The sequence below is a fragment of the Burkholderia sp. 4NA327C6 genome, assembly GCF_005502655.1.
Taxonomy (GTDB): Bacteria; Pseudomonadota; Gammaproteobacteria; order Burkholderiales; family Burkholderiaceae; genus Burkholderia; species Burkholderia contaminans.
The window spans coordinates 182697-206177 of sequence record NZ_SCNZ01000002.1 but is presented as its reverse complement, the minus strand read 5'-3'; the positions used below and the strand labels follow the sequence as shown (position 1 = coordinate 206177).

At 68.2% G+C, this 23481-nt stretch carries 22 protein-coding genes; 10 read left to right on the top strand and 12 right to left on the bottom strand.

Annotated features, from left to right (window positions below; all coding sequences use genetic code 11):
- Positions 1-34 precede the first annotated feature (34 nt).
- Both FFS49_RS02780 and FFS49_RS02775 read right to left on the bottom strand, forming a co-directional pair.
- On the bottom strand, positions 35-1489 hold the full coding sequence (locus FFS49_RS02780) for a M20 family metallopeptidase (protein ID WP_046548379.1): 1455 nt from the start codon (positions 1487-1489) through the stop codon (positions 35-37).
- Positions 1490-1569: 80 nt separating this feature from the next.
- Entirely contained in the window at positions 1570-2640 is a 1071-nt protein-coding gene (locus FFS49_RS02775) for a nitronate monooxygenase (protein WP_105818173.1), read from the bottom strand.
- Between the two features lie 431 nt (positions 2641-3071).
- On the opposite strand from FFS49_RS02775, the gene adiC reads away from it, so the two are divergent.
- Positions 3072-4601, top strand: coding sequence for an arginine/agmatine antiporter (gene adiC, locus FFS49_RS02770; protein ID WP_105818174.1), 1530 nt, complete (start codon positions 3072-3074; stop codon positions 4599-4601).
- A gap of 3 nt (positions 4602-4604) precedes the next feature.
- Positions 4605-6944 (top strand): Orn/Lys/Arg decarboxylase N-terminal domain-containing protein, encoded by a 2340-nt coding sequence (locus FFS49_RS02765; protein ID WP_105818175.1) that lies wholly within the window; start codon positions 4605-4607, stop codon positions 6942-6944.
- A gap of 169 nt (positions 6945-7113) precedes the next feature.
- On the opposite strand, the gene ftrA is transcribed toward FFS49_RS02765, so the two are convergent.
- Entirely contained in the window at positions 7114-8088 is a 975-nt protein-coding gene (ftrA, locus tag FFS49_RS02760; protein ID WP_039360717.1) for a transcriptional regulator FtrA, read from the bottom strand.
- Positions 8089-8198: 110 nt separating this feature from the next.
- Here ftrA and FFS49_RS02750 point away from each other — a divergent pair, with 110 nt between their 5' ends.
- Both FFS49_RS02750 and FFS49_RS02745 read left to right on the top strand, forming a co-directional pair.
- Complete coding sequence (locus tag FFS49_RS02750) at positions 8199-8618, top strand: rhodanese-like domain-containing protein (protein WP_105818176.1); 420 nt, start codon at positions 8199-8201, stop codon at positions 8616-8618.
- 101 nt (positions 8619-8719) lie between these two features.
- Entirely contained in the window at positions 8720-9046 is a 327-nt protein-coding gene (locus FFS49_RS02745) for a superinfection immunity protein (RefSeq protein WP_011354384.1), read from the top strand.
- 15 nt (positions 9047-9061) lie between these two features.
- Here FFS49_RS02745 and FFS49_RS02740 read toward each other — a convergent pair whose 3' ends face one another.
- The 7 genes from FFS49_RS02740 to FFS49_RS02710 form a co-directional block, all read right to left on the bottom strand.
- Positions 9062-10237, bottom strand: coding sequence for a cytochrome P450 (locus FFS49_RS02740; protein ID WP_105818177.1), 1176 nt, complete (start codon positions 10235-10237; stop codon positions 9062-9064).
- Positions 10238-10338: 101 nt separating this feature from the next.
- A complete protein-coding gene (locus FFS49_RS02735; protein ID WP_011354382.1) occupies positions 10339-10605 on the bottom strand; it encodes a YodC family protein in 267 nt (88 codons plus the stop codon).
- 337 nt (positions 10606-10942) lie between these two features.
- Positions 10943-11803 (bottom strand): isocitrate lyase/phosphoenolpyruvate mutase family protein, encoded by an 861-nt coding sequence (locus tag FFS49_RS02730; RefSeq protein WP_105818178.1) that lies wholly within the window; start codon positions 11801-11803, stop codon positions 10943-10945.
- Between the two features lie 186 nt (positions 11804-11989).
- Positions 11990-13657, bottom strand: coding sequence for an ankyrin repeat domain-containing protein (locus FFS49_RS02725; protein WP_105818179.1), 1668 nt, complete (start codon positions 13655-13657; stop codon positions 11990-11992).
- 195 nt (positions 13658-13852) lie between these two features.
- Positions 13853-14281: a GNAT family N-acetyltransferase gene (locus FFS49_RS02720; RefSeq protein WP_105818180.1), complete on the bottom strand. Its 429-nt coding sequence runs from the start codon at positions 14279-14281 to the stop codon at positions 13853-13855.
- Positions 14282-14336: 55 nt separating this feature from the next.
- Positions 14337-15197 (bottom strand): MurR/RpiR family transcriptional regulator, encoded by an 861-nt coding sequence (locus FFS49_RS02715; protein ID WP_039366551.1) that lies wholly within the window; start codon positions 15195-15197, stop codon positions 14337-14339.
- Between the two features lie 55 nt (positions 15198-15252).
- Positions 15253-15606, bottom strand: coding sequence for a NirD/YgiW/YdeI family stress tolerance protein (locus tag FFS49_RS02710; protein WP_039366549.1), 354 nt, complete (start codon positions 15604-15606; stop codon positions 15253-15255).
- 232 nt (positions 15607-15838) lie between these two features.
- On the opposite strand from FFS49_RS02710, the gene FFS49_RS02705 reads away from it, so the two are divergent.
- Complete coding sequence (locus FFS49_RS02705) at positions 15839-16501, top strand: response regulator (RefSeq protein ID WP_039366547.1); 663 nt, start codon at positions 15839-15841, stop codon at positions 16499-16501.
- The gene (locus FFS49_RS02700) at positions 16498-17874 is read left to right on the top strand and encodes an ATP-binding protein (protein WP_105818181.1); all 1377 of its coding nucleotides are present in this window, start codon (positions 16498-16500) and stop codon (positions 17872-17874) included. The genes FFS49_RS02705 and FFS49_RS02700 overlap by 4 nt, the downstream gene beginning before the upstream one ends.
- A 276-nt stretch (positions 17875-18150) precedes the next feature.
- On the opposite strand, the gene FFS49_RS02695 is transcribed toward FFS49_RS02700, so the two are convergent.
- A complete protein-coding gene (locus tag FFS49_RS02695; protein WP_105818182.1) occupies positions 18151-18879 on the bottom strand; it encodes an NAD(P)H-binding protein in 729 nt (242 codons plus the stop codon).
- Between the two features lie 192 nt (positions 18880-19071).
- On the opposite strand from FFS49_RS02695, the gene FFS49_RS02690 reads away from it, so the two are divergent.
- From FFS49_RS02690 to FFS49_RS02680, 3 genes are all read left to right on the top strand, one after another.
- Complete coding sequence (locus FFS49_RS02690; protein ID WP_039366541.1) at positions 19072-19518, top strand: MarR family winged helix-turn-helix transcriptional regulator; 447 nt, start codon at positions 19072-19074, stop codon at positions 19516-19518.
- Between the two features lie 31 nt (positions 19519-19549).
- Positions 19550-19918: an antibiotic biosynthesis monooxygenase family protein gene (locus tag FFS49_RS02685; RefSeq protein WP_039366539.1), complete on the top strand. Its 369-nt coding sequence runs from the start codon at positions 19550-19552 to the stop codon at positions 19916-19918.
- A 572-nt stretch (positions 19919-20490) separates the two neighbouring features.
- The gene (locus FFS49_RS02680) at positions 20491-20691 is read left to right on the top strand and encodes a membrane protein (RefSeq protein ID WP_046548390.1); all 201 of its coding nucleotides are present in this window, start codon (positions 20491-20493) and stop codon (positions 20689-20691) included.
- Between the two features lie 478 nt (positions 20692-21169).
- On the opposite strand, the gene blaPEN-bcc is transcribed toward FFS49_RS02680, so the two are convergent.
- Positions 21170-22102: a PEN family class A beta-lactamase, Bcc-type gene (gene blaPEN-bcc, locus FFS49_RS02675; RefSeq protein WP_105818183.1), complete on the bottom strand. Its 933-nt coding sequence runs from the start codon at positions 22100-22102 to the stop codon at positions 21170-21172.
- A gap of 128 nt (positions 22103-22230) precedes the next feature.
- Here blaPEN-bcc and penR point away from each other — a divergent pair, with 128 nt between their 5' ends.
- Complete coding sequence (gene penR / locus FFS49_RS02670; protein ID WP_071332165.1) at positions 22231-23121, top strand: beta-lactamase transcriptional regulator PenR; 891 nt, start codon at positions 22231-22233, stop codon at positions 23119-23121.
- Positions 23122-23481 lie beyond the last annotated feature (360 nt).

Here is a 23481-nt window from a genome sequence, read left to right as displayed (position 1 = left end):
GGTCGGACAGTTGTCACTGCCGGGCGCCAAGCGCTCAGCGCGCGGTCGCGATCACGTCCGCAACCGCGGCCGTCAGCTTCTTCGCATACGGCACGTGCAGGAATTCGTTCGGGCCGTGCGCGTTCGACTTCGGCCCGAGCACGCCGCACACCATGAACTGCGCGGACGGGAACCCTTCCTGCAGCACGTTCATCAGCGGGATCGTGCCGCCGAGGCCCATGTACGCGCAATCGGCGCCGAAGTGGCGGCGCGACGCGGCGTCGAGCGACGACGCGAGCCACGGCGCGAGATCCGGCGCGCTCCAGCCCGTCGCGGCACCGGCATCCGGCTTGAACGTGACCTTCGCGTTGTACGGCGGATCGAGTTCGAGCAGTTCCTTCAGTTGCTGCACGGCCTGCGCGGCATCGACGAGCGGCGGCAGGCGCAGCGACAGCTTGAACGCGGTGCGCGGACGCAGCACGTTGCCCGCATCGGCGAGCGCCGGCAGGCCGGCCGCGCCGGTGACCGACAGCGACGGACGCCACGTCGAATTCAGCAGCGCCTCGCGCGGATCGGTCGTGGTCGGCAGCACCGGCTTGCCGTCCGCGCCGCAGGCCCACGGCAGCCCCTTCCATACGGCGTCGCCGAGAATCGACGCAGCGGCCTCGGCTTCGCGCACGCGGCTGTCGGGAATCTCGCAATGGAACACGCCCGGCAGCAGATTGCCGTTCTTCGCGTCTTCGAGGCGCTCGAACAGCTGGCGCATCACGCGGAAGCTCGACGGCGCGATGCCGCCGAACACGCCCGAGTGCACGCCTTCCTCGAGCACCTCGACCTGCAGGTCGCCGGACACGAGCCCGCGCAGCGACGTGGTGAGCCACATCTGGTCGTAGTTGCCGGCGCCCGAATCGAGACACACGACGAGCGACACCTGGCCGAGCCGGTCGCGCAATGCGTCGACGTACGGCAGCAGGTCGTAGCTGCCCGATTCCTCGCAGGTCTCGATCAGGCCGACGCAGCGCGGCCGCTCGATGCCCTGCTCGTCGAGCGCGCCGAGCGCCGCGAGGCTCGCGTAGATCGCATAGCCGTCGTCGGCGCCGCCGCGGCCGTAGAGCTTGCCGTTCTCGTACTTCGGCGTCCACGGGCCGAGATCCGCGCGCCAGCCGTCGAATTCGGGTTGCTTGTCGAGGTGGCCGTACAGCAGGATCGTGTCGGTGCTGCCCGAACGCGTGGCGGGCGATTCGAAGAAGATCACCGGCGTGCGGCCCGGCAAGCGCACGATCTCGAGCTTCAGGCCCTTCACGGGCTGCCGCTCGGCCCACTGCGCGGCGTCGGTGACGACCCGCTCGAGATAGCCGCGCTTCGCCCAGTCGGGGTCGAATGCGGGGCTCTTCGCGGGGATCGCGATGTAGTCGGTCAGGGCATGGAGGATTTCATCGTTCCACTTGCGCTCGATGAAGGTAACGAGCTTGTCATGGTCGAGGACGGGGGTAGTGTCGACGGAGGTCATGGTGGGGGTGCCTGGATCGGGCTGACGAAAACCCAGATGATACGCCGATGCTCCCGCGCCGGCGCCCCCTTCCCGGTCGCTCAGGCCGCCTGCGGGAACGCGTCGCGCAGCCCCGCCGCGCACGCCAGCGCGTCGCGCCACAGGCGTTGCGTCAGTTCGCCCGCATCCGCTTCACACGCGAGCGCCGCGGCCTCGCCCGACCAGAGCAGCGAGAAGTCGTCGCGGCCCTGCCGCTCGAACGCGCTACGCAGCGGATCGACCGCGACCGTCGCGAGCGGGAATGCCGGCGCGAGCGCGCTCATCGGCCCCTGCTCGCGCATGAAGCGCGTCAGCAGCCCGCGCGCGGGGCGGCCCGTGTACAGGTTGGTCATGCGCGTGCCGTCGTCGCGCGCGGCGCGCACCGCCGCGCGATGCTGCGCCGAGCGGCCGGCTTGCGGCGTCAGCAGGTAGCCCGTGCCGATCTGCACCGCGCGCGCGCCGAGCGCGAACGCCGCCGCGATGCCGCGCCCGTCGGCGATCGCGCCGGCTGCGATCACCGGCACGCGCACCGCGTCGACGATCTGCGGCAGCAGCGCGAACAGGCCCGGTTGCGCATGGACGTCGTCAGTCAGGAACATCCCGCGATGGCCGCCGGCCTCCGCGCCTTGCGCGACGATCGCGTCGACGCCGCGCGCATCGAGCCAGCGCGCTTCCTCGACGGTCGTCGCGGACGACACCACCCACGCCCCCGTACGCCGCACGCGCTCGAGCAGCGCATCGTCCGGCAACCCGAAATGGAAACTCACGACGGCCGGACGCAACGCTTCGACGACCGCGCACATCGCATCGTCGAACGGCGCGCGGCCGGGGCCGCCCTTCACGTCGGCCGGATCGAGCCCGGCTTCCGCGTAATAACCGGCGAGCGCCGCGCGCCAGCGTGCATCGACCTCGGCGTCGGGCGCAGGCGGCGTGTGGCAGAAGAAGTTCACGTTGAACGGTGCGGGCGTGTGCGCGCGAATCGCCGCGATCTCGTCGCGCAGTTGCTGCGGGCCGAGCGCCGCGCATGCGAGCGAGCCGAGCCCGCCGGCTTCGCACACCGCGATCGCGAGCGGGCTCGACGAACCGACCATCGGGGCCTGGATCAGCGGCAAACGGGAAGGCAGCGTCGTCATCGGAATCGTCCTCGGGGAAGAAGCGGTGGTCGCGCGCGCCGGCAGTGCGCGTTTAATGCGCTCGATATTAACCGACGAACCTGAATCCCGATTGCGGCGCCATTTGCGTCGCGAATCGATTTAACCGATTCGGAAAAAACGATTATTCGCCGAAGTTTCGACTGCGTGACTTCGCCGCCCAGGATCGGAATCAAAAGGCGCCCCTCGGCCTTGCCGTACGGCCCATCCACACCCGCACTCAAACACCGATTCACCCGTTTCAATGACATCCGTCAATATTCAAGTTATTAAATACCGGCGTTTACCCTTATTAAAAACCACCAAGGCGATAACATGAAAACGTTAAATAAAGCGGCGATTCATGCCGGAATCGTCGACCGGCGCCACACCGCGCCACCTCAATCGCAACACGTCTCGTCAAGGAGCGTCGCATGTCCGATGCCAGCTCGTCCTCCTCCCGCGCCGCCCCATCGGCCGCGGCGTCCGCGCCGAAAATCGGCGTCATTCCCGCCACGCTGATGGTCGCGGGCAACATGATGGGCTCCGGCGTCTTCATGCTGCCCGCGAACCTCGCCGCCACCGGCGGCATCGCGATCTTCGGCTGGCTGATCACCGTCGTCGGCGCCGTGTCGCTCGCGCTCGTGTTCGCGAAGCTCGCGGCGATCGACCCGGCCGCCGGCGGCCCGTATGCGTATGCGCGCAAGTCGTTCGGCCCGTACATGGGCTACCAGACCAACCTGATCTACTGGCTCGCGAACGTGCTCGGCAACGTCGGCCTCGCGGTCGCCGGCCTCGGCTACCTCACGCATTTCTTCCCGGTCCTGAAGGACCCGCTCGTGTTCGCGCTCGCACAGATCTTCGTGATCTGGCTGTTCACGTACGCGAACATCCTCGGGCCGAACGTCGTCGGCCGCGTGCAGTCGGTCACGACGATCTTCGCGCTCGTGCCGATCCTCGGGATGGCCGTGTTCGGCTGGTTCTGGTTCAGCAAGGACGTGTACTTCGCCGGCTGGAACGTGTCGGGCACCAACAGCTTCAGCGCGATCGGCGCGACGCTGAACTTCACGCTGTGGGCGTTCATCGGCGTCGAGAGCGCGTCGGTATCGGCCGGTGTCGTCGAGAACCCGTCGCGCAACGTGCCGATCGCGACCGTCGGCGGCGTCGTGCTCGCGGCCGTCTGCTACGTGCTCAGCTCGACCGTGATCATGGGGATGATCCCGAACAAGGCGCTGCTCGCCTCGAGCGCGCCGTTCGCGGATGCCGCGCGCCTCGCGCTCGGCGATACGGCGGCGAACGCGGTCGCGCTCTGCGCGGCGCTCGGCTGCCTCGGCTCGCTCGCCGGCTGGACGCTGCTGGTCGGCCAGACCGCGAAGGCGGCCGCCGACGACGGCCTGTTCGCCGGCGTGTTCGCCCGCGTGAACTCGAAGAACGTGCCGTCGGCCGGCCTCGCGATCGTCGCGCTGATCATGACCGTGCAGGTGCTCGCGACGATGTCGCCGAGCGCCAGCGAACAGTTCGGCAAGATCGCGTCGATCGCCGTGATCATGACGCTGCTGCCGTACATCTACTCGTGCATCGCGATCAAGGTGCTCGGCTACGGCAAGATGCCGTCGCACCAGTTCACGTTCTACACGATCGTCGGCCTGATCGGCGCCGTCTACGCGCTGTGGGCGATGGTCGGCTCCGATGGCCAGCAAACGCGCTGGTCGCTGATCTTCGTCGTCGCGACGATCGTCTTCTACGAGCTGTCGATCAACCGCCAGCGCGAGATCGAGGAAACCCATATCCATCCGGGCGGCCGCTCGCCGCGCTGGGTGCGCTATCTCGCGCTCGGCGTGACCATCGCCGCGCTCGCCGCCACGTTCTGGATTTCCGTCGGCCGTCACCAGGCCGACACCCTTCACGCGCGCTCGCCGGCCGTTGCCGCGAGCGTCCAGGCAACCCAGCAAACGGGGGATTGATACATGACCGCTTCCTTGACCCAACCGGCCTTCCGCCGCCTCGGCATGAAGGCGCTGCTCGTGCAGCACGACATCGATGAACGCACGGCCACCGGGCGCGCCGCGACGGCGCTTGCCGAGGAGTTGCGCACGCGACTCGTCGACGTCGTGATCGCGACGTCCGCCGACGATGCCTGCGCGGTGGTCGCCGCCGATCCGGCGATCCAGTGCCTGCTGCTCAACTGGGAACTCGGCAACGACGCCGGCCATGCGCCCGCGCAAGCCGTGCTCGACGCAATGCGCGCACGCAACGCGACCGTGCCCGTGTTCCTGCTCGCGAGCCGCGCGAGTGCGTCCGCGATTCCGGTCGACGCGATGCGCAAGGCCGACGACTTCATCTGGCTGCTGGAGGACACCACCGCGTTCATCGGCGGGCGCATCGTCGCCGCGATCGAACGCTACCGCGAAACCGTGCTGCCGCCGATGTTCCGCGCACTCGCGAAATTCTCGCGCGTGTACGAATACTCGTGGCATACGCCCGGCCACACGGGCGGCACCGCGTTCCTGAAATCGCCGGTCGGCCGCGCGTATTTCGAATTCTTCGGCGAATCGCTGTTCCGCTCCGACCTGTCGATCTCGGTCGGCGAACTCGGCTCGCTGCTCGATCACTCGGGCCCGATCGGCGAAAGCGAACGCTATGCGGCGCGCGTGTTCGGCGCGCATCGCACGTACCACGTGACGAACGGCTCGTCGATGTCGAACCGCGTGATCCTGATGGCGAGCGTCACGCGCAACCAGGTCGCGCTGTGCGACCGCAATTGCCACAAGTCGGCCGAGCACGCGATGACGATGTCCGGCGCGATTCCGACCTACCTGATTCCGTCGCGCAACCACTACGGGATCATAGGGCCGATCATGCCCGAGCGGCTGACGGCCGCCGCCGTGCGGCTCGCAATCGACGCGAACCCGCTCGTGCGCGGCCGCGACGGCATCGACCCGACGCCCGTGCATGCGCTGATCACGAACTCGACGTACGACGGCCTCTGCTACAACGTCGCGCGCGTCGAGGCACTGCTCGGCCAGAGCGTCGATCGATTGCACTTCGACGAGGCATGGTACGGCTACGCGCGCTTCAACCCGATCTACCGCGACCGTTACGCGATGCACGGCGATCCGTCGCAGCACGACGCCAGCAAGCCGACCGTGTTCGCCACGCAATCGACGCACAAGCTGCTCGCCGCGCTGTCGCAGGCATCGTTCATTCACGTTCGCGACGGCCGCAACCCGATCGAGCACGCACGCTTCAACGAGGCGTACATGATGCATGCGTCGACGTCGCCGAACTACGCGATCATCGCGTCGAACGACGTGAGCGCCGCGATGATGGATGGCCCCGGCGGCGAGGCGCTGACGACCGACGCGATCCGCGAGGCCGTCGCGTTCCGCCAGATGCTGGCGCGCCTGCATACGGAATGCGCGGAGAACAACGACTGGTTCTTCAACGGCTGGCAGCCCGACAGCGTCGTCGATCGCAAGACGGGCCGGCGCGTGCGCTTCCACGAAGCGGACGAGACGCTGCTCGCCACCGATCCGTCGTGCTGGGTGCTGCATCCGGGCGACACGTGGCACGGCTTCGGCGATATCGAGGACGACTACTGCATGCTCGACCCGATCAAGGTGTCGATCGTCACGCCGGGCGTCGCGTCGCACGGCGGGCTGATGCCGGTCGGCATTCCGGCGTCGGTCGTCACCGCGTATCTCGACCGGCACGGGATCGTCGTCGAGAAGACGACCGACTTCACGATCCTGTTCCTGTTCTCGCTCGGCGTGACGAAGGGCAAGTGGGGCACGCTCGTCAACACGCTGCTCGACTTCAAGCGCGACTACGATGCGAATGCACCGCTCGAACAGGCGCTGCCCGAGCTCGTCGCGCGCTATCCGGAACGCTACGGGAAGCTCGGCCTGCGCGACCTGTGCGACCTGATGTTCAGCGCGATGAGCGACCTGAAGACGACCGAGATGATGTCGCGCGGCTTCTCGACGCTGCCGAAGCCCGATTACAGCCCGGCCGAGGCGTTCGAGCACCTGGTACACAACGACATCGAAATGCTGGAGCTATCGGAGATGGAAGGCCGCACCGTCGCGACGGGCGTCGTGCCCTATCCGCCCGGCATTCCGCTGCTGATGCCCGGCGAGAACGCGGGGCCCGCCGACGGCCCGCTGCTCGGCTACCTGAAGGCGCTCGAGCAGTACGACCTGCGCTTCCCGGGCTTCACGCACGACACGCACGGCGTCGAAGTCGAGGATGGCGTGTATCGCATCGCGTGCATCAGGCAGAAGGCGCGCGATACCGACACGCGCTGAGTGCGCGACGCGACGCGACGCCTGCCGCCGCCTGGCGGCGGGCGTCGCCGTTTGCAGCCACTTGCAGCCAGCGTCGGCCGCTCACGCGGCCGGCCTCTCTCAGGGATGCGCGATCTTGGGCCGCCGCTGTGCCGTGAGAGGAAGACGTCGACAGGAATCGGTACCGTACTCAGGCGTCCCGTGCGCTTTCGCCCCGACTCATCCCGCGCCGGTACGCGGCCGGGCTCGTCGCCGCGACGCGCCGGAAATGCCGGCGCAGCGATTCCTCGGAACCGAACCCCGCACGCGCCGCGACCTGCGCGAGCGATAGCGCGGGATGCGCTTCGAGCATGTCCTTCGCGACGTTCACGCGCTCGCGGATCAGCCACGCGAGCGGCGACATCCCCGTTGCATCCGCGAACTGACGCTGCAGCGTGCGCGTGCTCATCGCAGCCTGCGCGGCGAGCGACGCGAGCGTATGCGGCTCGGCCGCGTGCGCGCGCATCCAGTCGATCAGCTTCGCGAGCCGGTCGGTGCCGCCCGGCGCGACCGGACGCGGCACGAATTGCGCCTGCCCGCCGTCACGATGCGGCGGCAGCACGAGGCGCTGCGCGACCCGGTTCGCGATCGCGCCGCCGTGATCGCGACGCACGAGATGCAGCAGCATGTCGAGCCCCGCCGCCGATCCGGCCGATGTGATCACCTGCCCTTCGTCGACGTACAGCGCGTCGGGATTCACGCGCAGCGCCGGATAGCGCGCCTGCAGTTTCTCCGCATAGCGCCAGTGGGTCGTCACCGTGAGGCCGTCGAGCACGCCGGCCGCTGCCAGCACGAACACGCCCGAACAGATCGAGCAGAGCCGCGCGCCGCGACGATGCGCGGCCCGCAGTTTCTTCAGCAACGGCTCCGGCGGCCGTTCGTCCGGATCGCGCCAGCCGGGAATCACGATGGTATCGGCGCGATCGAGCGTCGCGAGCCGATAGGGCGCGGCGACCGTGATGCCGCCTGCCGCGCGCACGGGCCCCGGCTCGCTCGCGCAGACCGCGAAGCGATACCAGTCGACCCCGAGCTCGGGGCGTTCGAGGGCGAACAGTTCGACCACGCAGCCGAATTCGAACGTGCAGAGGCGATCGTAGGCGAGCGCGACGACGAGATGATTGTGCATGGCGCGATATTACCGGAACTTGTCGATCGCGCCACTGCCGCGAAACGCGCCGAACCGCGATACTGCCCTTCATTCCACCGCGTTCCGCGCAATCTTCAGGAGAACCTGCCATGTCCTACGTCACCGACGTGCCCGCCGCCGACAGCCCCGCCGCCCTCGCGCATTTCGAGGCCTCGCTGCGCTTCGAGACCGACTGCTGGGACGTGCACGACGCGCTCGCGTCGGGCACGCCCGATTTCGTGCTGCTCGACGTGCGCGGCCCCGATCAGTTCGCCGCCGGCCACGTGCCCGGCGCGCGCAACCTGCCGCGCCGCAAGATCATCGAGAGCAAGCTCGCCGGCTATCCGGCCGGCACGCTGTTCGTCGTCTACTGCGCGGGCCCCCACTGCAACGGCGCCGCGCGTGCGGCGATCCAGCTCGCGCGCCTCGGCCGGCCGGTCAAGCTGATGATCGGCGGCGTGACGGGCTGGCTCGACGAAGGTTTCGCGTTGAGCAACGAAGTGCAGCCGGCAGGCACCGAAGCCGGCTGATCGTCATTAAAAACGCAACAATCAATTGCTTGGCCACGGCCTGCACGCAAACGGAAAAAGCGCGATACTCGGTTCCATTGCAGTTCGGACGGAGCAGCAACATGCAGAACGCAGTCCTGATTCAAGTGGCCGGTTCGGTAGCCGCGATCGCGATCTATTTCCTGCCGGCGGTCATTGCCGACCGGCGCGGCCGGCACGACAAGCTGACGGTCGCGATGTTCAACGCGCTGTTCGGGTGGACCGGCATCGGCTGGCTGATGACGCTGTACTGGGCCTGCCAGCCGAACCCGCGCACCGATGTCGCGCAGACGATCCTCGCGAAGCGCCGCGGCATCAGCATGCGGACCTTCTCGACCGGTCTCGTCGAACGCGTGCAGCGCCGCGTGGCCGCCCAGGAGCAATGGGCGGAGAAACAAGGCTGCCGTTAAGTCCCTCTTTCCCCTTCACCGTGCCGCGTCGAACTTCGGCATCCTGACGTTGGTCGACGCGCGATAGTCCCACGCCAGCCCGTCGTGCGGCGGTACGCCGCCCGCACGCAGCCACGCCCCGAACGCCCCCGCCGTCACCGCCCGCGCGATCCGCTCGCCCGGGCAACCATGCGGCCCCGTGCCGAAGCCGAAATTCGGCCCGGCCGCACGGCCAGGCGTGAACCTCTGCGGATCGCGATGCACGGCCGGGTCGCGGTTCGCGGCGGCGAGCACGACGAGAATCGCATCGCCGGCTTCGACGGTCACGCCTTCGATCGTCGTGCGCGATGCGACGAAGCGGCGCGTGTTCTGCACCGGTGAATCGAAGCGCCCGACTTCGCCGACGAATGCGTCGAGCGCGGCATCCTCCGGCGTGACACGCCCGGCGTTCGCCCCCGCTTCCCCGTGCCACGCCACCAGCGTATTGCCGAGCCATGCGGCGGTCGCCTCGCAGGTCTGCGACAACAGCCCGACGAGATTCGCGACCAGCGCGCCGCTCGCCAGCCAGCCCGACGCGCGGGCCGCCTGCTGGACGGCGGCAACGAGCGTGCCGTCGTGCGCATGCGTCCGCGCGACGCGCTCCGTCATCCGGTCAAGCAGCGCTCGCGCCGCGTCGCTCGCGCGGGCCAGTGCCGCGGCATCCGACAACGGCGACAGCGCGGCGACGAAATCGACGACCTGCGCCGCGATACCGTCGAGCTGCGTCTCGTCGAAGCCGAGCAGATCGGCAACCGCGCAAACGGGCACCGTCATGCACCACGCGTTCAGCGCGCCGGCATCGCCCGGCGCCGGCAAGCGCCGCGCGGCAACCTGCGCGGCACGGTCGCGCAGCGCCGCCGGGTCGATCGGCGCGAACGCCGTGCGCAGCGCCTGCTTCGGCACGTCGTGCCGCAACACACCATCGTTCATGCGCACCAGCTCGCCGAACAGCGCGCCGGCCGTCGTACCGCGCAATGCGGGCGGCACGGGGGCGTCCAGCGGGCGAACCCGGCAGGCCGGATGACCGAGCACGGCCGTCACGGCGGCCGCGCGGCTCGCGACCCACAGGCCGAGGGTGGCGTCGAACGCGAGCGGCGGCCCGTCGACGAGCGCCGCATAGTAGGGATAGGGATCGCGGTGCGTGACCGCTGCGATGGGATCGGTCGGGTTCATGCAGACAGTATCGGGGCAGCGCACTGCCGCATGTTTCGGGCTGACGTGAAATGTCGCGGCGCGGGTACCGGGCATGGCGGCATCGCGACGAAAGCCGATCGTCAGGCAGCCGACCGGTAGCGATGCGACTGCATCCGCATGCGGACGCGACCGGCCGAAATCGCGCGCGGCTCGGGCACCACCGTGTCGTGGGGGAACATTTCCTGCCGGAATTCGCCGTTTTCGTCGAACCACTGGCAGATCAGCCAGTCGCCGTCGTCGAATACGACCGGCCCGGCATAGGTGACGGTCATGCGCGGGCCGCCCGTCTTCAGCGTCACGACATCGCCGACGCGAAACCTGACGCGTTGATTTTCTCGGTTCGTCATCGCTCTCTCAGCATATTTATATATCGATATTCCCGGGGGCTTGCCAACCGTTCATTCGAACGTGCCGCAGATTATCAATCAAAAAATCAGCCGGCAACTCCCGCGTTCAAAAACATACTGAACGGGAAAATGCAACAATGCGCGGCATCGACGCGCGCGGCGCTCACCCGATCGCCCGATCCGGCGCGGCTTGTGCGCCGGCGCCGGTCGAACGGGCGGGAATGCGGAGAATAGACGATGTATTTTGCGTCGTCACCGACGTTTAATTCGAACGCGAAATCGGTTGATTATTGTCAATCAACATTTGATTGGAAACGATCCCACGCTTTATCAACGCTCATTCCCCGAACAAAACCGGCGAATTATCGGGTGACGCAAACCAGCGGTTGATATCGCGCCCGGGCACGGCAGCTTGCGTAAACGTAAACGTGCCGTCCTGCGCCATCTCCTTCGCCGCGCGCAGAAAGGCGCCGAGCGCGGCCCGCGCCAGCGCGCCGCCGACGCTCACGCGCTTCACGCCGAGCGCCGCCAACGCATCGAGGCTCAGCAATCCGCCCTGCAGCCCCATCACGACGTTCACGGGCGCGCCGACCGCCTGCGTCACCGCCGCGATGTCGTCCGCATCGGTGATGCCCGGCGCGTACAGCACGTCGGCGCCCGCGTCGCGATAGGCGACGAGCCGGGCGATCGTGTCGGCGAGGTCGGGGCGGCCATGCAGGTAGTTTTCGCAGCGCGCGGTCAGCGTGAACGGAAACGGCAGCGCGCGTGCCGCGTCGACGGCCGCCGCGATGCGCTCGATCGCCGCTTCGCGCGCGTAGATCGGTGCGTCGGCGCGGCCCGTCGCGTCCTCGATCGAACCGCCCACCGCGCCGGCCTCGGCCGCGAGCCGGATCGTTTCGGCCACCGTGGCGGGCGCGTCGCCGAAGCCGTTCTCCAGATCGGCGCTGACGGGCAAACCGCCCGCGGAAACGATCTCGGCGATGTGATCGAGCATCGCGTCGCGGTCGATCGCGTTGTCGGGCTGCCCTTTCGAGAACGCATAGCCGGCACTCGTGGTCGCGAGCGCCTCGAAGCCGGCCATCGCGAGCAGGCGCGCGGTGCCGGCGTCCCACGGGTTCGGGATGATGAACGCGCCGGGGCGCGCATGCAGGGCGCGGAAGGCTTCGGCTTGGCGGGCTTGCAGGTCGGAACGGGTCATCGCGGACTCCGGAAGGAAGTTGACGACCGAGCTTACGCCGGTCGTGCACGCGACGTTTCAGTGTTCGCCGAAATGTCGGCGCGCGACTGGAAAAACCTGGCGCGTCGACTGTACGCCGGCAGCCGGCGACGAGCGGGCCGGCGCCGCCACCGGCGCGTTAGCGGCTCATTAGCGGCCCACGATCGTTCAGATCGATGCGGTCGGCCCGCCGTCGATGCCGAGCAACACGTCGGTGACGGCTTCGGAGAAGCGCATCTTGCGGCCGTCGATCAGCACGTCGTCCGGGTTCGACGGGTCACGCGTGGCGTGCGGCACGCCGTGCGCGAGCAGCACCCGCGCGCAAGCCTCCCAGTCGGCGGCGCCGACATGCTCCGGTTCGTTGACGGATGCCCAGGACAACGTACCGAGCGCGTCGCTCCCGAACCCGTGCATGTCGCGCCAGTTCGCGCCGTGCGCGAGCAGGAACGCCAGCAAGCCCGCGTCGCCGCGGAACACCGCGTGATTCAGCGCGCTCGCGTCCCAGTCGCCGCCCCGCGCGGCGATCGGCCAGCCCAGTTCGACCATGACCTTCACCGCGTCGCCCGAGCCCCATGCGGCGGCGTCCGGCAACAACCGCAGCTGTTCATCCGGCAGCGCGCCGGGCAGTTCGGGATGGCGCGCCTGGATACGCCGCGCATCGTCGGCGTCGGCGCGCGCGCAGGCCGCCACGAACGCGTCCGCCGCGTCGAGCGTCTCCTCCGCGCCGGCCGCACGCAACAACGCCGCGATGTCGGACAGCCCGGCCTGCATCGCCAGCCTGTACGCACTGACGCCGGTCGGGGTTCGCGCGCCGGGATCGGCGCCGGCCGCCAGCAGCGCGGCGACATGGCGCGCGGAGCAGCGCACGCCGATCGCCCGCAACAACGGCGCGCCCCAGGTCTGCGCCAGCCCCGGTCCGGGCGGCTCGTTCGGGTCGCCGCCATGCGCGAGCAGCAGTTCGAGCGCATCCGCGTCGTGCATGTCGAGCGCGCGCCGCAACGCATTCGTCCCGCTCACCCGCGCGCCGTGTTCGAGCAGCACGCGCGTGCAGGCCGGATTCTCCACCGAGTGATACAGCGATTCGCCGTCGTTCGGATCGGCGCCGGCTTCCAGCAGCATCGCGGTGAGCACCGGATCGCGATTGACGCCCGCTGCGCCGTACAGCGCCGACAGCGGCCCCGCTTCGTCGGGTTCGGCGAGCGAAGCCGGCGGAAAGCGGTTGCCGATTCGCTGGTTCGGATCGGCCCCGGCATCGAGCAGAAGACGCGCGCAGGCGCGCAGCCTGGCGGCAAATTCGGGAAGCTGCCCGAGCCGCGAATGCGTGACGGCGACCAATGGCGGCAGCTTCAGCGCGCCGCCGGCACGCGCGACCCAGCCCGGATCGGCGGCCAGCGCCACCTTCACGGCGTCGAGATCGCCGGCCGCGCAAGCAACGGTTGGATCGCCGACAACGAGATCCGGATGGTCGAGCAGCAATTGCGCGGCGACGCGCGGCCGGGGCGCGTCGAAGCCGCCGGTCACGTCGCCGCCGTACGCCAGGTCAAGCCAGCGCCGGATCAACTGCGCGCGCTGTTGCCCCGCCAGCGCATGCGTTTCGACGAACGCGCCGAGATCGGCCCATGACGCGAAACCGTACTCGCGTGCAATGCAGGACTGCGCGTCATGCAGCCGAAGCCGGAGCGCGAGCGCTTCGTCGTGCGTGCGGTTCGCGGCGGAAGGGAGAAACCGGACAAAGCGCGCGACGGCATCGGCGTCACCTTGCCGGTACAGGCGCAACAATGCCTTGGCCTGCTTTTTCAGATGATCGGGATGGGCCCCGGGAGGCAGCTTTTTCACGCGAATCCTCGTGCAGTGAATGGCCGAAGGTCCGCAATACCGCCAGCACAAAGGACAGGGGAAAGCTGAATTTGCTGCGACAGGTGGGTTCAACCCTTTCCGCGGACCCGGAAGCGACCTGCATCGCTGCCCGGTATCCTAGGCGACGGCCGGCGACGCCGTCAACCGCGCCGCGCGTTGCGGCGGCGATGGCACTCAGCCTGCAGCGAGCTTCTTCGTCAGGAAAATACGCGAGTGTCCGACCGGATAATCCGGCAGCTCGCCGAAGCGGACATAGCCGCGTTTCTCGTAGAACGGCCGCGCCTGGAAGTCGAACGTATCGAGCCACGCGCCGTGGCAGCCGCGCGCGACGGCTTCCGCCTCCGCCAGATCCATGATGCGCGTGCCCGCGCCCTGGCCGCGCGCGGCCTCGGGCACCACGAGCAGGTCGACATGCAGCCAGCCGTAAGCCGTGCTGCCCCACAAGCCCCCCACCACCGCGCCTTCACTGTCGGTCACGACCACGGCCAGCGCACGGGCGTCGTTCGGACCGGCCTGGCTTTCGTTGAACCGGATGAGCGGCGCGACGATCTGCTTGCGAACGTTCGCATCGCCCGCGTCCGTCACCTCGTATGTGAACGTCATCGGTTGAATCCGCTTGAATCGAAAAGAAGGCAGGGTTGAAGCCGCACGAACCGCGTCAAACGACGTAAGCGCCCTTCGCGTGCAGTTCCGCTTCCGTGCGCTCGAGCGCGGCGATCGCATCGCTGCCTTCGAGCGCCAGCAACTGCGCGACCAGCGCTTCGGCCATCGCATGCGCGGCCACCAGCGACGGGAAGAACGACGGGCTGTCGTGCGTGAAGATCAGTTGCGCATCCGCGTGCAGTGCGATCGGCGACACCGCGCTGTCGGTGATCGCGACGATCCGGCTGCCCTGCGCCTTCGCGGCCTGCGCGACGCGGGTCGCTTCCTGCGAATACGGCGCGAAGCTGACGACGACGGTCACGCTCTGCTTCGCGATCGTGCGCAGCTCCATTTCGAGCGAACCGGCGACGCCATTGAGCAGCGACACGCTCGGACGGAACAGCCGGTAGCCGTACACGAAGCCGAACGCGACCGGATAACACGACCGAAACCCCGCGACATGCACGTGCGACGCCTTGCGGATCAGTTTCGCGGCATCCACGAGCGTGTGCTCGTTCTGCGCGGCGGTGGCCGACAGGTTGTGTTGTTGCGCGGCGAGCAGGTCGTGCGCGAGCGACGCCTTCGCGTCGGGCCGCACGAGCGAACGCGCCCGTTGCGTGAGCGGCTCGGGGCGCGTGCGCACGCGCGCGACGCACAGGTCGCGCAGCTCGTTCCAGCCGGGGAAGCCGAATTGCTGCGCAAGCCGCACGAGCGACGCAGGCTGCACCTGCGCGCGCTGGGCGACCTTGCGCATCGACGAGGTGGCAACCTCGTCGGGATGATCGAGCAGGAAGGCGGCGCCCGCCTGGAATTGCGGGCTCAGCTCGGAAAATTGCGCCCGGATCCGGGACGCGAGTTCGTCGAAATTGGCGGCCATCTTGGTGGGTACGGGAACCGGTCGTCCATGGTATCACCGGCCCCGCGCGCACCGGTCAGCGCAGCACTTCGACGTGATCGGCGTCGACCTTCACGCTGCCCGACCATTTGCGCTCGAATTCGCCGGTCACCTTCACTTCGTTCTTGTCGCTGACGGGCTGGCCGGCCGCCCACAGCTTGTGGTCGATCTCGACGCGGATCGTGCCGGTCGCATCGGCGAATTCGTAATCCTCGCCGCCGACATGCTTGACGATGCGGCCCTGCAACTGCACGTGCTGGTCGTCCTTGCCGTTTGCGAGCAGCTCCTTCACGGTGGTCGTGGTCAGTGCGGACGGCCCCGTGTATTGCGCGTAGACGGCGGCAGGCAGCGTGGCGAGCGCAACCGTCAGGATTCTGGCCAGGTGTTTCATGATGTCGGTCCTCTTCTTCGATGTGACGCCGCGCCCCGTTGAGCACGACGGCGCCAGATTACGGACCGTAAGATTAAGCAAACCTGAAGGGTGTGCCGAAGCGACACGGTGCCGCATTGGACGAGTACGAAGGCGCGCCGCGTGCCGCCCGCATTTAAGGTCCGCCTAAGTCACGGGCGCTTATCATGGGAACCCCGGGCGCCACGACGCCCCGTTGAAGAGACACCCATTCATGCGCGTATTGCTCGTCGAGGATGATCCGCTGATCGGCAGCGGGCTCGAACAAGGCCTCAAACAGGAAGGCTTCGCGGTCGACTGGGTCAAGGACGGCGACGCCGCGTCGCTCGCGCTGCGCGCGACCGGCTACGGCCTGCTGCTGCTCGATCTCGGGCTGCCGAACCGCGACGGCCTGTCGGTGCTCGCCGCGCTGCGCCGCCGCGACGAAACCCTCCCCGCGATCATCATCACCGCGCGCGACGGCGTGCCCGACCGCATCGCGGGCCTCGACAGCGGCGCGGACGATTATCTCGTCAAGCCGTTCGAGCTCGATGAATTGCTCGCCCGTATCCGCGCGGTGACCCGCCGCCATGCGGGCCGCGCGCAGACGACGCTCGTGATCGGCCCGCTGCGGCTCGACCCCGTCAAGCACCTCGTCTGGCTCAACGACGACGAAGTGCCGCTGTCGCCGAAGGAGTTCGTGTTGCTGCACGAGCTGATGCGCGACCCGGGCGCGGTGATTTCGCGCGAGCAGTTCGAGGAACGGCTGTACAGCTGGGGCGAGGAAATCGAGAGCAACGCCGTGCAGGTGCATATCCACAACCTGCGCAAGAAGCTCGGCCACGACACGATCCGCACGGTGCGCGGCGTCGGCTACCGGATCGGTGACGGCGCATGACGCGCATCCAACGCGCGATCGCGCGATGGCGCAACGCGTCGCTGCGGCGGCGCCTGCTGACGTGGCTGATGCCGGCCGCCTGCGTGATCGGCCTCGTCGCGAGCGCGGGCACCTACTGGGGCGCGCTGCGCGAACTCGACGACCTGCTCGACGACCAGATGCGCAGCATGTCGAAGCAGATCGTCGTCGGCCCGAACGGCGAGCTGTCGTTCAGCAACCACGCGAACGGCAAGCACGGCTTCGAAGCGAGCGACCCCGACGCGGTGCTGCTGCAGGTCTGGCGCAACGGCACGCTCGTGTATTCGACCGACCGCGATTCGAAACTGCCGCCGCCCGAGCAGAAAGGCATCGCGAGCGTCGATGTCGACGGCCAGCCGTGGCGCACCTATGTGACCGAGCGAGGCGGCACGACGATCCGGCTCGCGCAGGCACGGCACGCCCGATGGGAAGCGATCGCCGGCATCGCCGTGCACCTGCTGTGGCCCGTGTTCTCGATGCTGCCGCTGCTCGCGATCGGCCTGTGGTTCGGCATCGGTGCGGGGTTGCGGCCGCTGCGCACGATTGCATCCGGCCTCAAACGCAGGAATGCGAACAATCTCGAGCCGGTCGACGTCGGCTCGATGCCGAACGAAGTCCGGCCGCTCGCCGAAGCGATCAACGACCTGCTCGCGCGCCTCGACCGCTCGTTCACGATGCAGCGCCACTTCATCGCCGATGCTGCGCACGAACTGCGCACGCCGATCATGGGGCTGTCGATCCAGTCGCAATTGCTGCGGCGCGCGGCGACCGCCGAGGAACGCGAGCACATCCTCGCGCAGATCCAGGCGGGCACGACGCGCCTCGGCCACCTTGCCGAGCAGTTGCTGACGCTCGCGCGCCTGGAGCCCGACGCGCAGGCGGCCGCCTCCGCGTCGGCCCCCGTCGATCTCGCCGCGCTGTGCCGATCGGTGGTATCGGATCGCACGCGCGTCGCCGACGCGCACCGGATCGATCTCGGCGCGATCGTGTCGACGCCGGTGATGACGTCGGGCAATGCGGACACGTTGCGCGTGCTGCTGAACAACCTCGTCGACAACGCGATCCGCTATGCGGGCGACGGTGCGCGCGTCGATGTGTCCGCGCGGATCGACGGCACGACGCCCGTGCTCGAAGTCGCCGACGACGGCCCCGGGATCCCGGAAGCCGAACGCACCGACGTATGGGAGCGCTTCTATCGCGGCGAAGGCGCGCAGGCCGTCACGTCGTCGGGCAGCGGGCTCGGGCTGTCGATCGTCAAGCGGATCGCCGAACAGCACCGCGCGACGGTCGCGCTCAGCACGACGCACGGCGGACGCGGGCTGACCGTCACGGTGCGCTTTTCCGCACCGGCGTAGCGCACGCATCGCACGGCTTGTCCACAGATTGTGTTGGCAAGCCTGTGGACAACCTGCGGCCAGCAACACCAAGTCGTTGATGGAAAAAGACTTGTCCGTCGTGCACCGGCAATGCGCGTTGCCGCGCCGGACGGATGCATCTCCCGGCCCGGCGCGCGCCGGATGCGCACACGTTCGAGGCAGTCCGGCGGACACACGGCTGCCCTGCGCGACCCGCCCGACGGGTGGCCCGCCATCGTCGACGCGGCGCGCTACAACGGTCACGCCGTGCCATGCCTAACGACCCGGCGGCACGCGCGGCTCCGACATCGCCTGTTCGACCGCCGCGCGGGCCGCCAACGCGGAGCGCGTGCGCCGCCCGCAGATCGCCGGTGCGCGGCGGATCAGCGTATCGTCGGTCAGCGCCGCGACCATGAACAGCGCAAAGTCGATCCGGCGCGTGCGGTTGCTCGCGAGGATCGCATCGCCGACGTGCTCGCTCCACACCGGCAACCCGTCGCTCTCCCCTTCCTCCAGGTTGCTGCCTCGAACCACGGTCCAGCGCGCGTCGCTCGCGAACACGCGCCGGCAGGCCTCCACCTGGTCGTCGATCTCGCCGACCCGCAACAGCCGCAGCAGCCAGCCGCCGATCGCCACCGCCGCGCGGATCGACATCGGATAGACATCCTTGCCATCCCGCGTGATGTGCCAGCCGCACGAGAACACGAGCCGCGCGTGCACCGGCGCGAAATCCAGCACGGCTTGCGCGGTTCCGGATGCGTAGCGCTGCATGCCCCACGGCACGAGCACGGTCAGCACGCCGTCGCAGCCGGCCACGGCCTGCTCGATCACCCGGCGATCGTCGGTCGCGCCGGGCACGATCGTGATGCGATCCCCGAAACCGGCGAGCTTCGCCACGCTTGCCGCACGACACACGGCGACAACTTCGTAGCCGCGCTCCAGCGCATGCCGAACCATGTAGCGCCCGAGCTTGCCCGACGCGCCGACGATGCAGATTTTCTTCATGTTCTTCCGTCACCTCAAAAAATCCGGGCAGGATGGTGCCCGGTCGTCCCCGGACCGGCATTGTGCACGCGCCGCCGGCGGGGCGGCAATGCCGGCGGCGGCCACGCCCGGCACGCATACGGCGACAATTGACAACTAGTTGTCAATTTGGCAGAATGATCATCGATCGATACTCGACGACCCGCTTCGACCATGACGAAATCCGCGAAATTGACCGCCGTCGCACTGTCTGTATTCCGGCTGAACGGCCTGCTGATCGAATGGGGCAATACCTTTTCCGAGCCGCACGGCCTGACCAGCGCGCGCTGGCAGGTGCTGGGCGCCATTGCGATGGCGACGGAGGCCCCGAGCATCCCGCAGATCGCCGACGCGATGGGCATCACGCGGCAGGCGGTGCTGAAACAGATCAACGTGCTGACCGGCGACGGGCTGGTCGATGCGCTGCCCAATCCGGCGCACAAGCGCTCCCCGTTGTATGCGCTGACGCCTCGCGGCGAGGCGGCCTATCAGGCCGTGGTCGGGCAGTGGCAACAGCATGTCCGCGAGATCGCGGGCAACTTCAGTTCGGCCGACCTGGACGCGGCCATTCGTGTGTTATCGGCGATGTCCAGCGCTCACGGTGCCGATGCGCCGGCGTGATCGCCCATTCCCCTTACCCACGGGAGTTTCCATGCTGCAATTCAAGCCGATGGATCCGGCGTTTCCGATCCAGCAACAGATTGGCGTCGACGCGGAGCCGGTCGTCCTCGTCAACGTGTTCACCCTGGCCCCCGAGGACGAAACGGCGTTTCTCGCGGTATGGCAGGACGATGCGGAATTCATGAAGCGACAGCCGGGATTCATCTCGACCCAGCTCCATCGCGCGCTCGGCGATAGCCCGACCTACCTGAACTACGCGATCTGGGAATCGACGGCGGCGTTTCGCGCGGCGTTCAAGCATCCCGAGTTCGCGTCGAAACTCTCCACCTATCCGTCGTCCGCCGTGGCCAGCCCGCACCTGTTCCGGAAAGTCGGCGTGGCCGGTATCTGCACGGCGTGAGCGCACGCGCGCGTCGGGGCAACGTGTGGCATCCGCCCGTGTCCGGCGCCCCGATGGCGCGCCCCGACTTCTCCACAGAAAATGTTGGCAAGCTTGTGGATATCCTGCGCACCGCGACGCTAAACCCTTGATCCGATGGACTTTGGCACGCGTGATGCAGACGAGGCCCCGGCGATGGCCAGTGCATACACCGCTTCGCCGCACTTCGCATCACGACGCCACGACGATGCACGCCGCAGCCGGTTCACACGCGCTCGACACGCGCGGCGCTACTTACCCACAGAATTTGTTGGCAAGCTTGTGGATATCCTGAGCAAGCCCGCGCTAACCCGTTGATCGGGCTACGGTTCATGCTCGGCGTCACGGTTGCGGCACCCTGCGGCCCGGGCCTGCGCGCAAGCGCACGGTCACGCGCAACAGCAGCGCATCACCGTCGCCTTGACGCTCGCGCCCGCCACGCGTCAAGATCACGCGAGCCGCACGCGGCCGCGCATCATCGGCTTTGCACGACGGCTCAACGGGCCGGCCATTCCGCCGGCGCCGCACCACGACACCTCACTCCGAGGAAGACCATGGAACACTTCACCGCGTGGCAGCTGGTCGTCTCACTCGTGCTGGTCGCCGTCGTCATCTATCCGTACGTCCGCATCGTTCGGCGCACCGGGCATTCGGGCTGGTGGATCCTGACGATGTTCGTCCCGGTCCTGAACTTCATCATGTTGTGGGTGTTCGCGTTCGCGCGCTGGCCCACCGTCGACGATCGGCAGCCCTGATCGTCGCCCTCGCGGCCGCCGGGCTTGTCCACAGATTTTGTTGGCAAGCATGTGGATAGCCTGCGCATACCGCGACCAAGCGCTTGATCCGTAAGACTTTGTCCGCGCCGCTTCAAATGCGGCACGCGGCCGGGAAAGTGCCGCTCGCACGCCCATTCGCCACGTGGCGGGCGCCTGCCGCGCGAGCGAACCGGCTTGTCCACAGATTGTGTTGGCAAGCGTGTGGACAGCCTGCGCATACCAGGGCCAAGCGCTTGATCCGTAAGACTTTGTCCACGCTGCTTCAAACGCGGCACGGCGGCCCGCGCCACGCCCGATGCGGCCGCGCGCGGGCTTGTCCACAATTTTTGTTGGCAAGCATGTGGATATCCTGAGCATGCGTGACCTAAGTCGTTGATCGCACAACGTTTGATCACGCGGGTCACGGTTGCGGCACGGCATGCACGCGGATCGCGTCACGCACGTCGTGCCGCCCGCCTCAACCGAATGCCCGGACCACGATGCGTGCGACCGACGCAATCACGTCGTCCTTCGCGCGCGCATCGGCACGCGTCTGCGTGTAGTACACGGCCAGCGCGATCGGCGCACCCGACGGCGACCACATGACACCCGCGTCGTTGGTCGTCCCGTAGTCGCCGGTGCCCGTCTTGTCGCCGACCGTCCACCCGGCCGGCACGCCCGCACGGAGCCGCTTGTCGCCGACCTTGTTGCCGCGCATCCAGGTAACGAGCTGCGCACGCTGCGCGGCCGGCAACGCATCGCCGAGCATCAGCACGCGCATGCTCGCGGCCATCGCGGCCGGCGTCGTCGTGTCGCGCGGGTCGTCCGGCAGCGCGGTATTCAGTTCGGTCTCCCATCGATCGAGCCGGAACGTGTCGTCGCCGATCGAGCGCGCGTAGGCCGTCACCGCCGACGGGCCGCCGAGCAGCTTCATCAGCAGGTTCGCGGCCGAGTTGTCGCTGTACTGGATCGCGGCCTCGCACAGCGCGGCGACCGTCATGCCGTCGTCGACATGCTTCCCCGACACCGGCGAATAGTTGACGAGGTCAGCCTTGGTGTACGTCACACGCTGTTGCAGCAACGCCGGTCGATCGACGCTCTGCGCGAGCACCGCCGCGCTCAGCATCGCCTTGAACGTGCTGCAGAACGGGAAGCGCTCGTCCGTGCGATGTTCCGCGCGCCGCCCGGTCGCGATGTCGATCGCGCATACGCCGAGGCGGCCGCCCGCGCTGCGTTCGAGCTCGGCCAGCACCTGCCCGGCGGCAGCGGGCGTCACGGCCGCCGCCGCGGCTGCGGTAGTTGCGTCGTCCGGCGCCGTGCCCTGCCGCGACGCGCACGCGGCAACGGTCAACGCAAGCGGCGCCGTCGCAGCGGCCAGCAACAGGGTTCGACGTTTCGATGAGTAGGTCATGTCGGTTGTCTCGTGGTGGAATGTGAGCGAAAAGGTGTTGAACACGCCCGGCCGGCGAGACAGCACTATCGGGACTTTACGGTTGCCTGACAAGCAACGATAATTGAGCGCTGACAAAAGAAATTCTTATGACAAAGCTCCGCCCTCATCTTCCGCTCAATGCGCTGCGCGCGTTCGAATCGTCGGCGCGCCACCTGAACTTCACCCGCGCCGGCCTCGAGCTGAGCGTGACCCAGGCCGCGGTCAGCCAGCAGGTGCGCTCGCTCGAGGAGCGGCTCGGCTGCACGCTGTTCACGCGGCTGCCGCGCGGCCTCGGGCTCACCGACGAGGGGCGCGCGCTGCTGCCGGTGCTCAGCGACGCGTTCAGCCGCATCGAGACCGTGCTCAAGCAGTTCGACGGCGGGCGCTTCCACGAGGTGCTGACGCTCGGCGTCGTCGGCACCTTTGCCCTAGGCTGGCTAATGCCGCGCTTGAAGCAGTTCGGCGATACCCATCCGTTCGTCGAGCTGCGGATGCGGACCAACAACAACGTCGTCGACCTGGCCGCCGAGGGCCTCGACTTCGCGATCCGCTTCGGGGAGGGCAACTGGCCGACCACGCGCAACGAGCGTCTGCTCGACGCGCCGCTCACCGCGCTGTGCGCGCCGGACATCGCGCGGCGCCTCGCGCAACCGGCCGATCTCGCGAACGAAACGCTGCTGCGCTCGTACCGCACCGACGAATGGCACGGCTGGTTCGACGCCGCGCGGCTCGCGCCGTGGGCGGTCAACGGGCCCGTGTTCGATTCGTCGCGGCTGATGGTCGAGGCTGCGATGCAGGGTGCGGGCGTCGCGCTCGCGCCGGCGTGCATGTTCGCGCGCGAACTGCAGCTCGGCCTCCTCGCGCGGCCGCTCGACATCGACGTGCGCGCTGGCGGCTACTGGCTCACCTCGTTGAAGTCGAAACCGCTCACGCCGGCGATGACGCTCTTTCGCGACTGGATCGTGGCCGAGGCGGCCGCCACGGCGCAGGCCGGGTGACACGGCCCGGCTTGTCCACAGAAAGTGTTGGCAAGGATGTGGATATCCTGGGTACCCGGGGCCTAAGCCCTTGATCGTGCACGAATTAGCGCGCCGACGCAGACATCGGGCAGCCTCTGTTCACGGGCTTCGCAAGGCGGCCCCGGGCGGGCCGATCCGCAACTGTCGCGACGCAATCGATTGCAAGTTGTCCACAGAATATGTTGGCAAGCCTGTGGATATCCTTCCAGCGCGGCGCGTAACACCCTGATACAAAAGGGGATTCGATTCACGGACCTTGCGAGGTCAACCCTGTGGCAGCGCCGGCGCTTTCGCACGGCCCAGGCCGCACCCGGTTCTCGGGGCCGGACAGTTCTCCAC

Coding starts and splice junctions, on each gene's coding strand:
- FFS49_RS02765 (WP_105818175.1), top strand. CDS start 4,605: ATGACCGCTTCCTTGACCCAACCGGCCTTCCGCCGCCTCGGCATGAAG.
- FFS49_RS02775 (WP_105818173.1), bottom strand. CDS start 2,640: ATGACGACGCTGCCTTCCCGTTTGCCGCTGATCCAGGCCCCGATGGTC.
- FFS49_RS02685 (WP_039366539.1), top strand. CDS start 19,550: ATGCTGCAATTCAAGCCGATGGATCCGGCGTTTCCGATCCAGCAACAG.
- FFS49_RS02700 (WP_105818181.1), top strand. CDS start 16,498: ATGACGCGCATCCAACGCGCGATCGCGCGATGGCGCAACGCGTCGCTG.
- FFS49_RS02780 (WP_046548379.1), bottom strand. CDS start 1,489: ATGACCTCCGTCGACACTACCCCCGTCCTCGACCATGACAAGCTCGTT.
- FFS49_RS02745 (WP_011354384.1), top strand. CDS start 8,720: ATGCAGAACGCAGTCCTGATTCAAGTGGCCGGTTCGGTAGCCGCGATC.
- FFS49_RS02720 (WP_105818180.1), bottom strand. CDS start 14,281: ATGACGTTCACATACGAGGTGACGGACGCGGGCGATGCGAACGTTCGC.
- adiC (WP_105818174.1), top strand. CDS start 3,072: ATGTCCGATGCCAGCTCGTCCTCCTCCCGCGCCGCCCCATCGGCCGCG.
- penR (WP_071332165.1), top strand. CDS start 22,231: ATGACAAAGCTCCGCCCTCATCTTCCGCTCAATGCGCTGCGCGCGTTC.
- FFS49_RS02715 (WP_039366551.1), bottom strand. CDS start 15,197: ATGGCCGCCAATTTCGACGAACTCGCGTCCCGGATCCGGGCGCAATTT.
- blaPEN-bcc (WP_105818183.1), bottom strand. CDS start 22,102: ATGACCTACTCATCGAAACGTCGAACCCTGTTGCTGGCCGCTGCGACG.
- ftrA (WP_039360717.1), bottom strand. CDS start 8,088: ATGCACAATCATCTCGTCGTCGCGCTCGCCTACGATCGCCTCTGCACG.
- FFS49_RS02695 (WP_105818182.1), bottom strand. CDS start 18,879: ATGAAGAAAATCTGCATCGTCGGCGCGTCGGGCAAGCTCGGGCGCTAC.
- FFS49_RS02740 (WP_105818177.1), bottom strand. CDS start 10,237: ATGAACCCGACCGATCCCATCGCAGCGGTCACGCACCGCGATCCCTAT.
- FFS49_RS02680 (WP_046548390.1), top strand. CDS start 20,491: ATGGAACACTTCACCGCGTGGCAGCTGGTCGTCTCACTCGTGCTGGTC.
- FFS49_RS02730 (WP_105818178.1), bottom strand. CDS start 11,803: ATGACCCGTTCCGACCTGCAAGCCCGCCAAGCCGAAGCCTTCCGCGCC.
- FFS49_RS02750 (WP_105818176.1), top strand. CDS start 8,199: ATGTCCTACGTCACCGACGTGCCCGCCGCCGACAGCCCCGCCGCCCTC.
- FFS49_RS02710 (WP_039366549.1), bottom strand. CDS start 15,606: ATGAAACACCTGGCCAGAATCCTGACGGTTGCGCTCGCCACGCTGCCT.
- FFS49_RS02690 (WP_039366541.1), top strand. CDS start 19,072: ATGACGAAATCCGCGAAATTGACCGCCGTCGCACTGTCTGTATTCCGG.
- FFS49_RS02705 (WP_039366547.1), top strand. CDS start 15,839: ATGCGCGTATTGCTCGTCGAGGATGATCCGCTGATCGGCAGCGGGCTC.
- FFS49_RS02735 (WP_011354382.1), bottom strand. CDS start 10,605: ATGACGAACCGAGAAAATCAACGCGTCAGGTTTCGCGTCGGCGATGTC.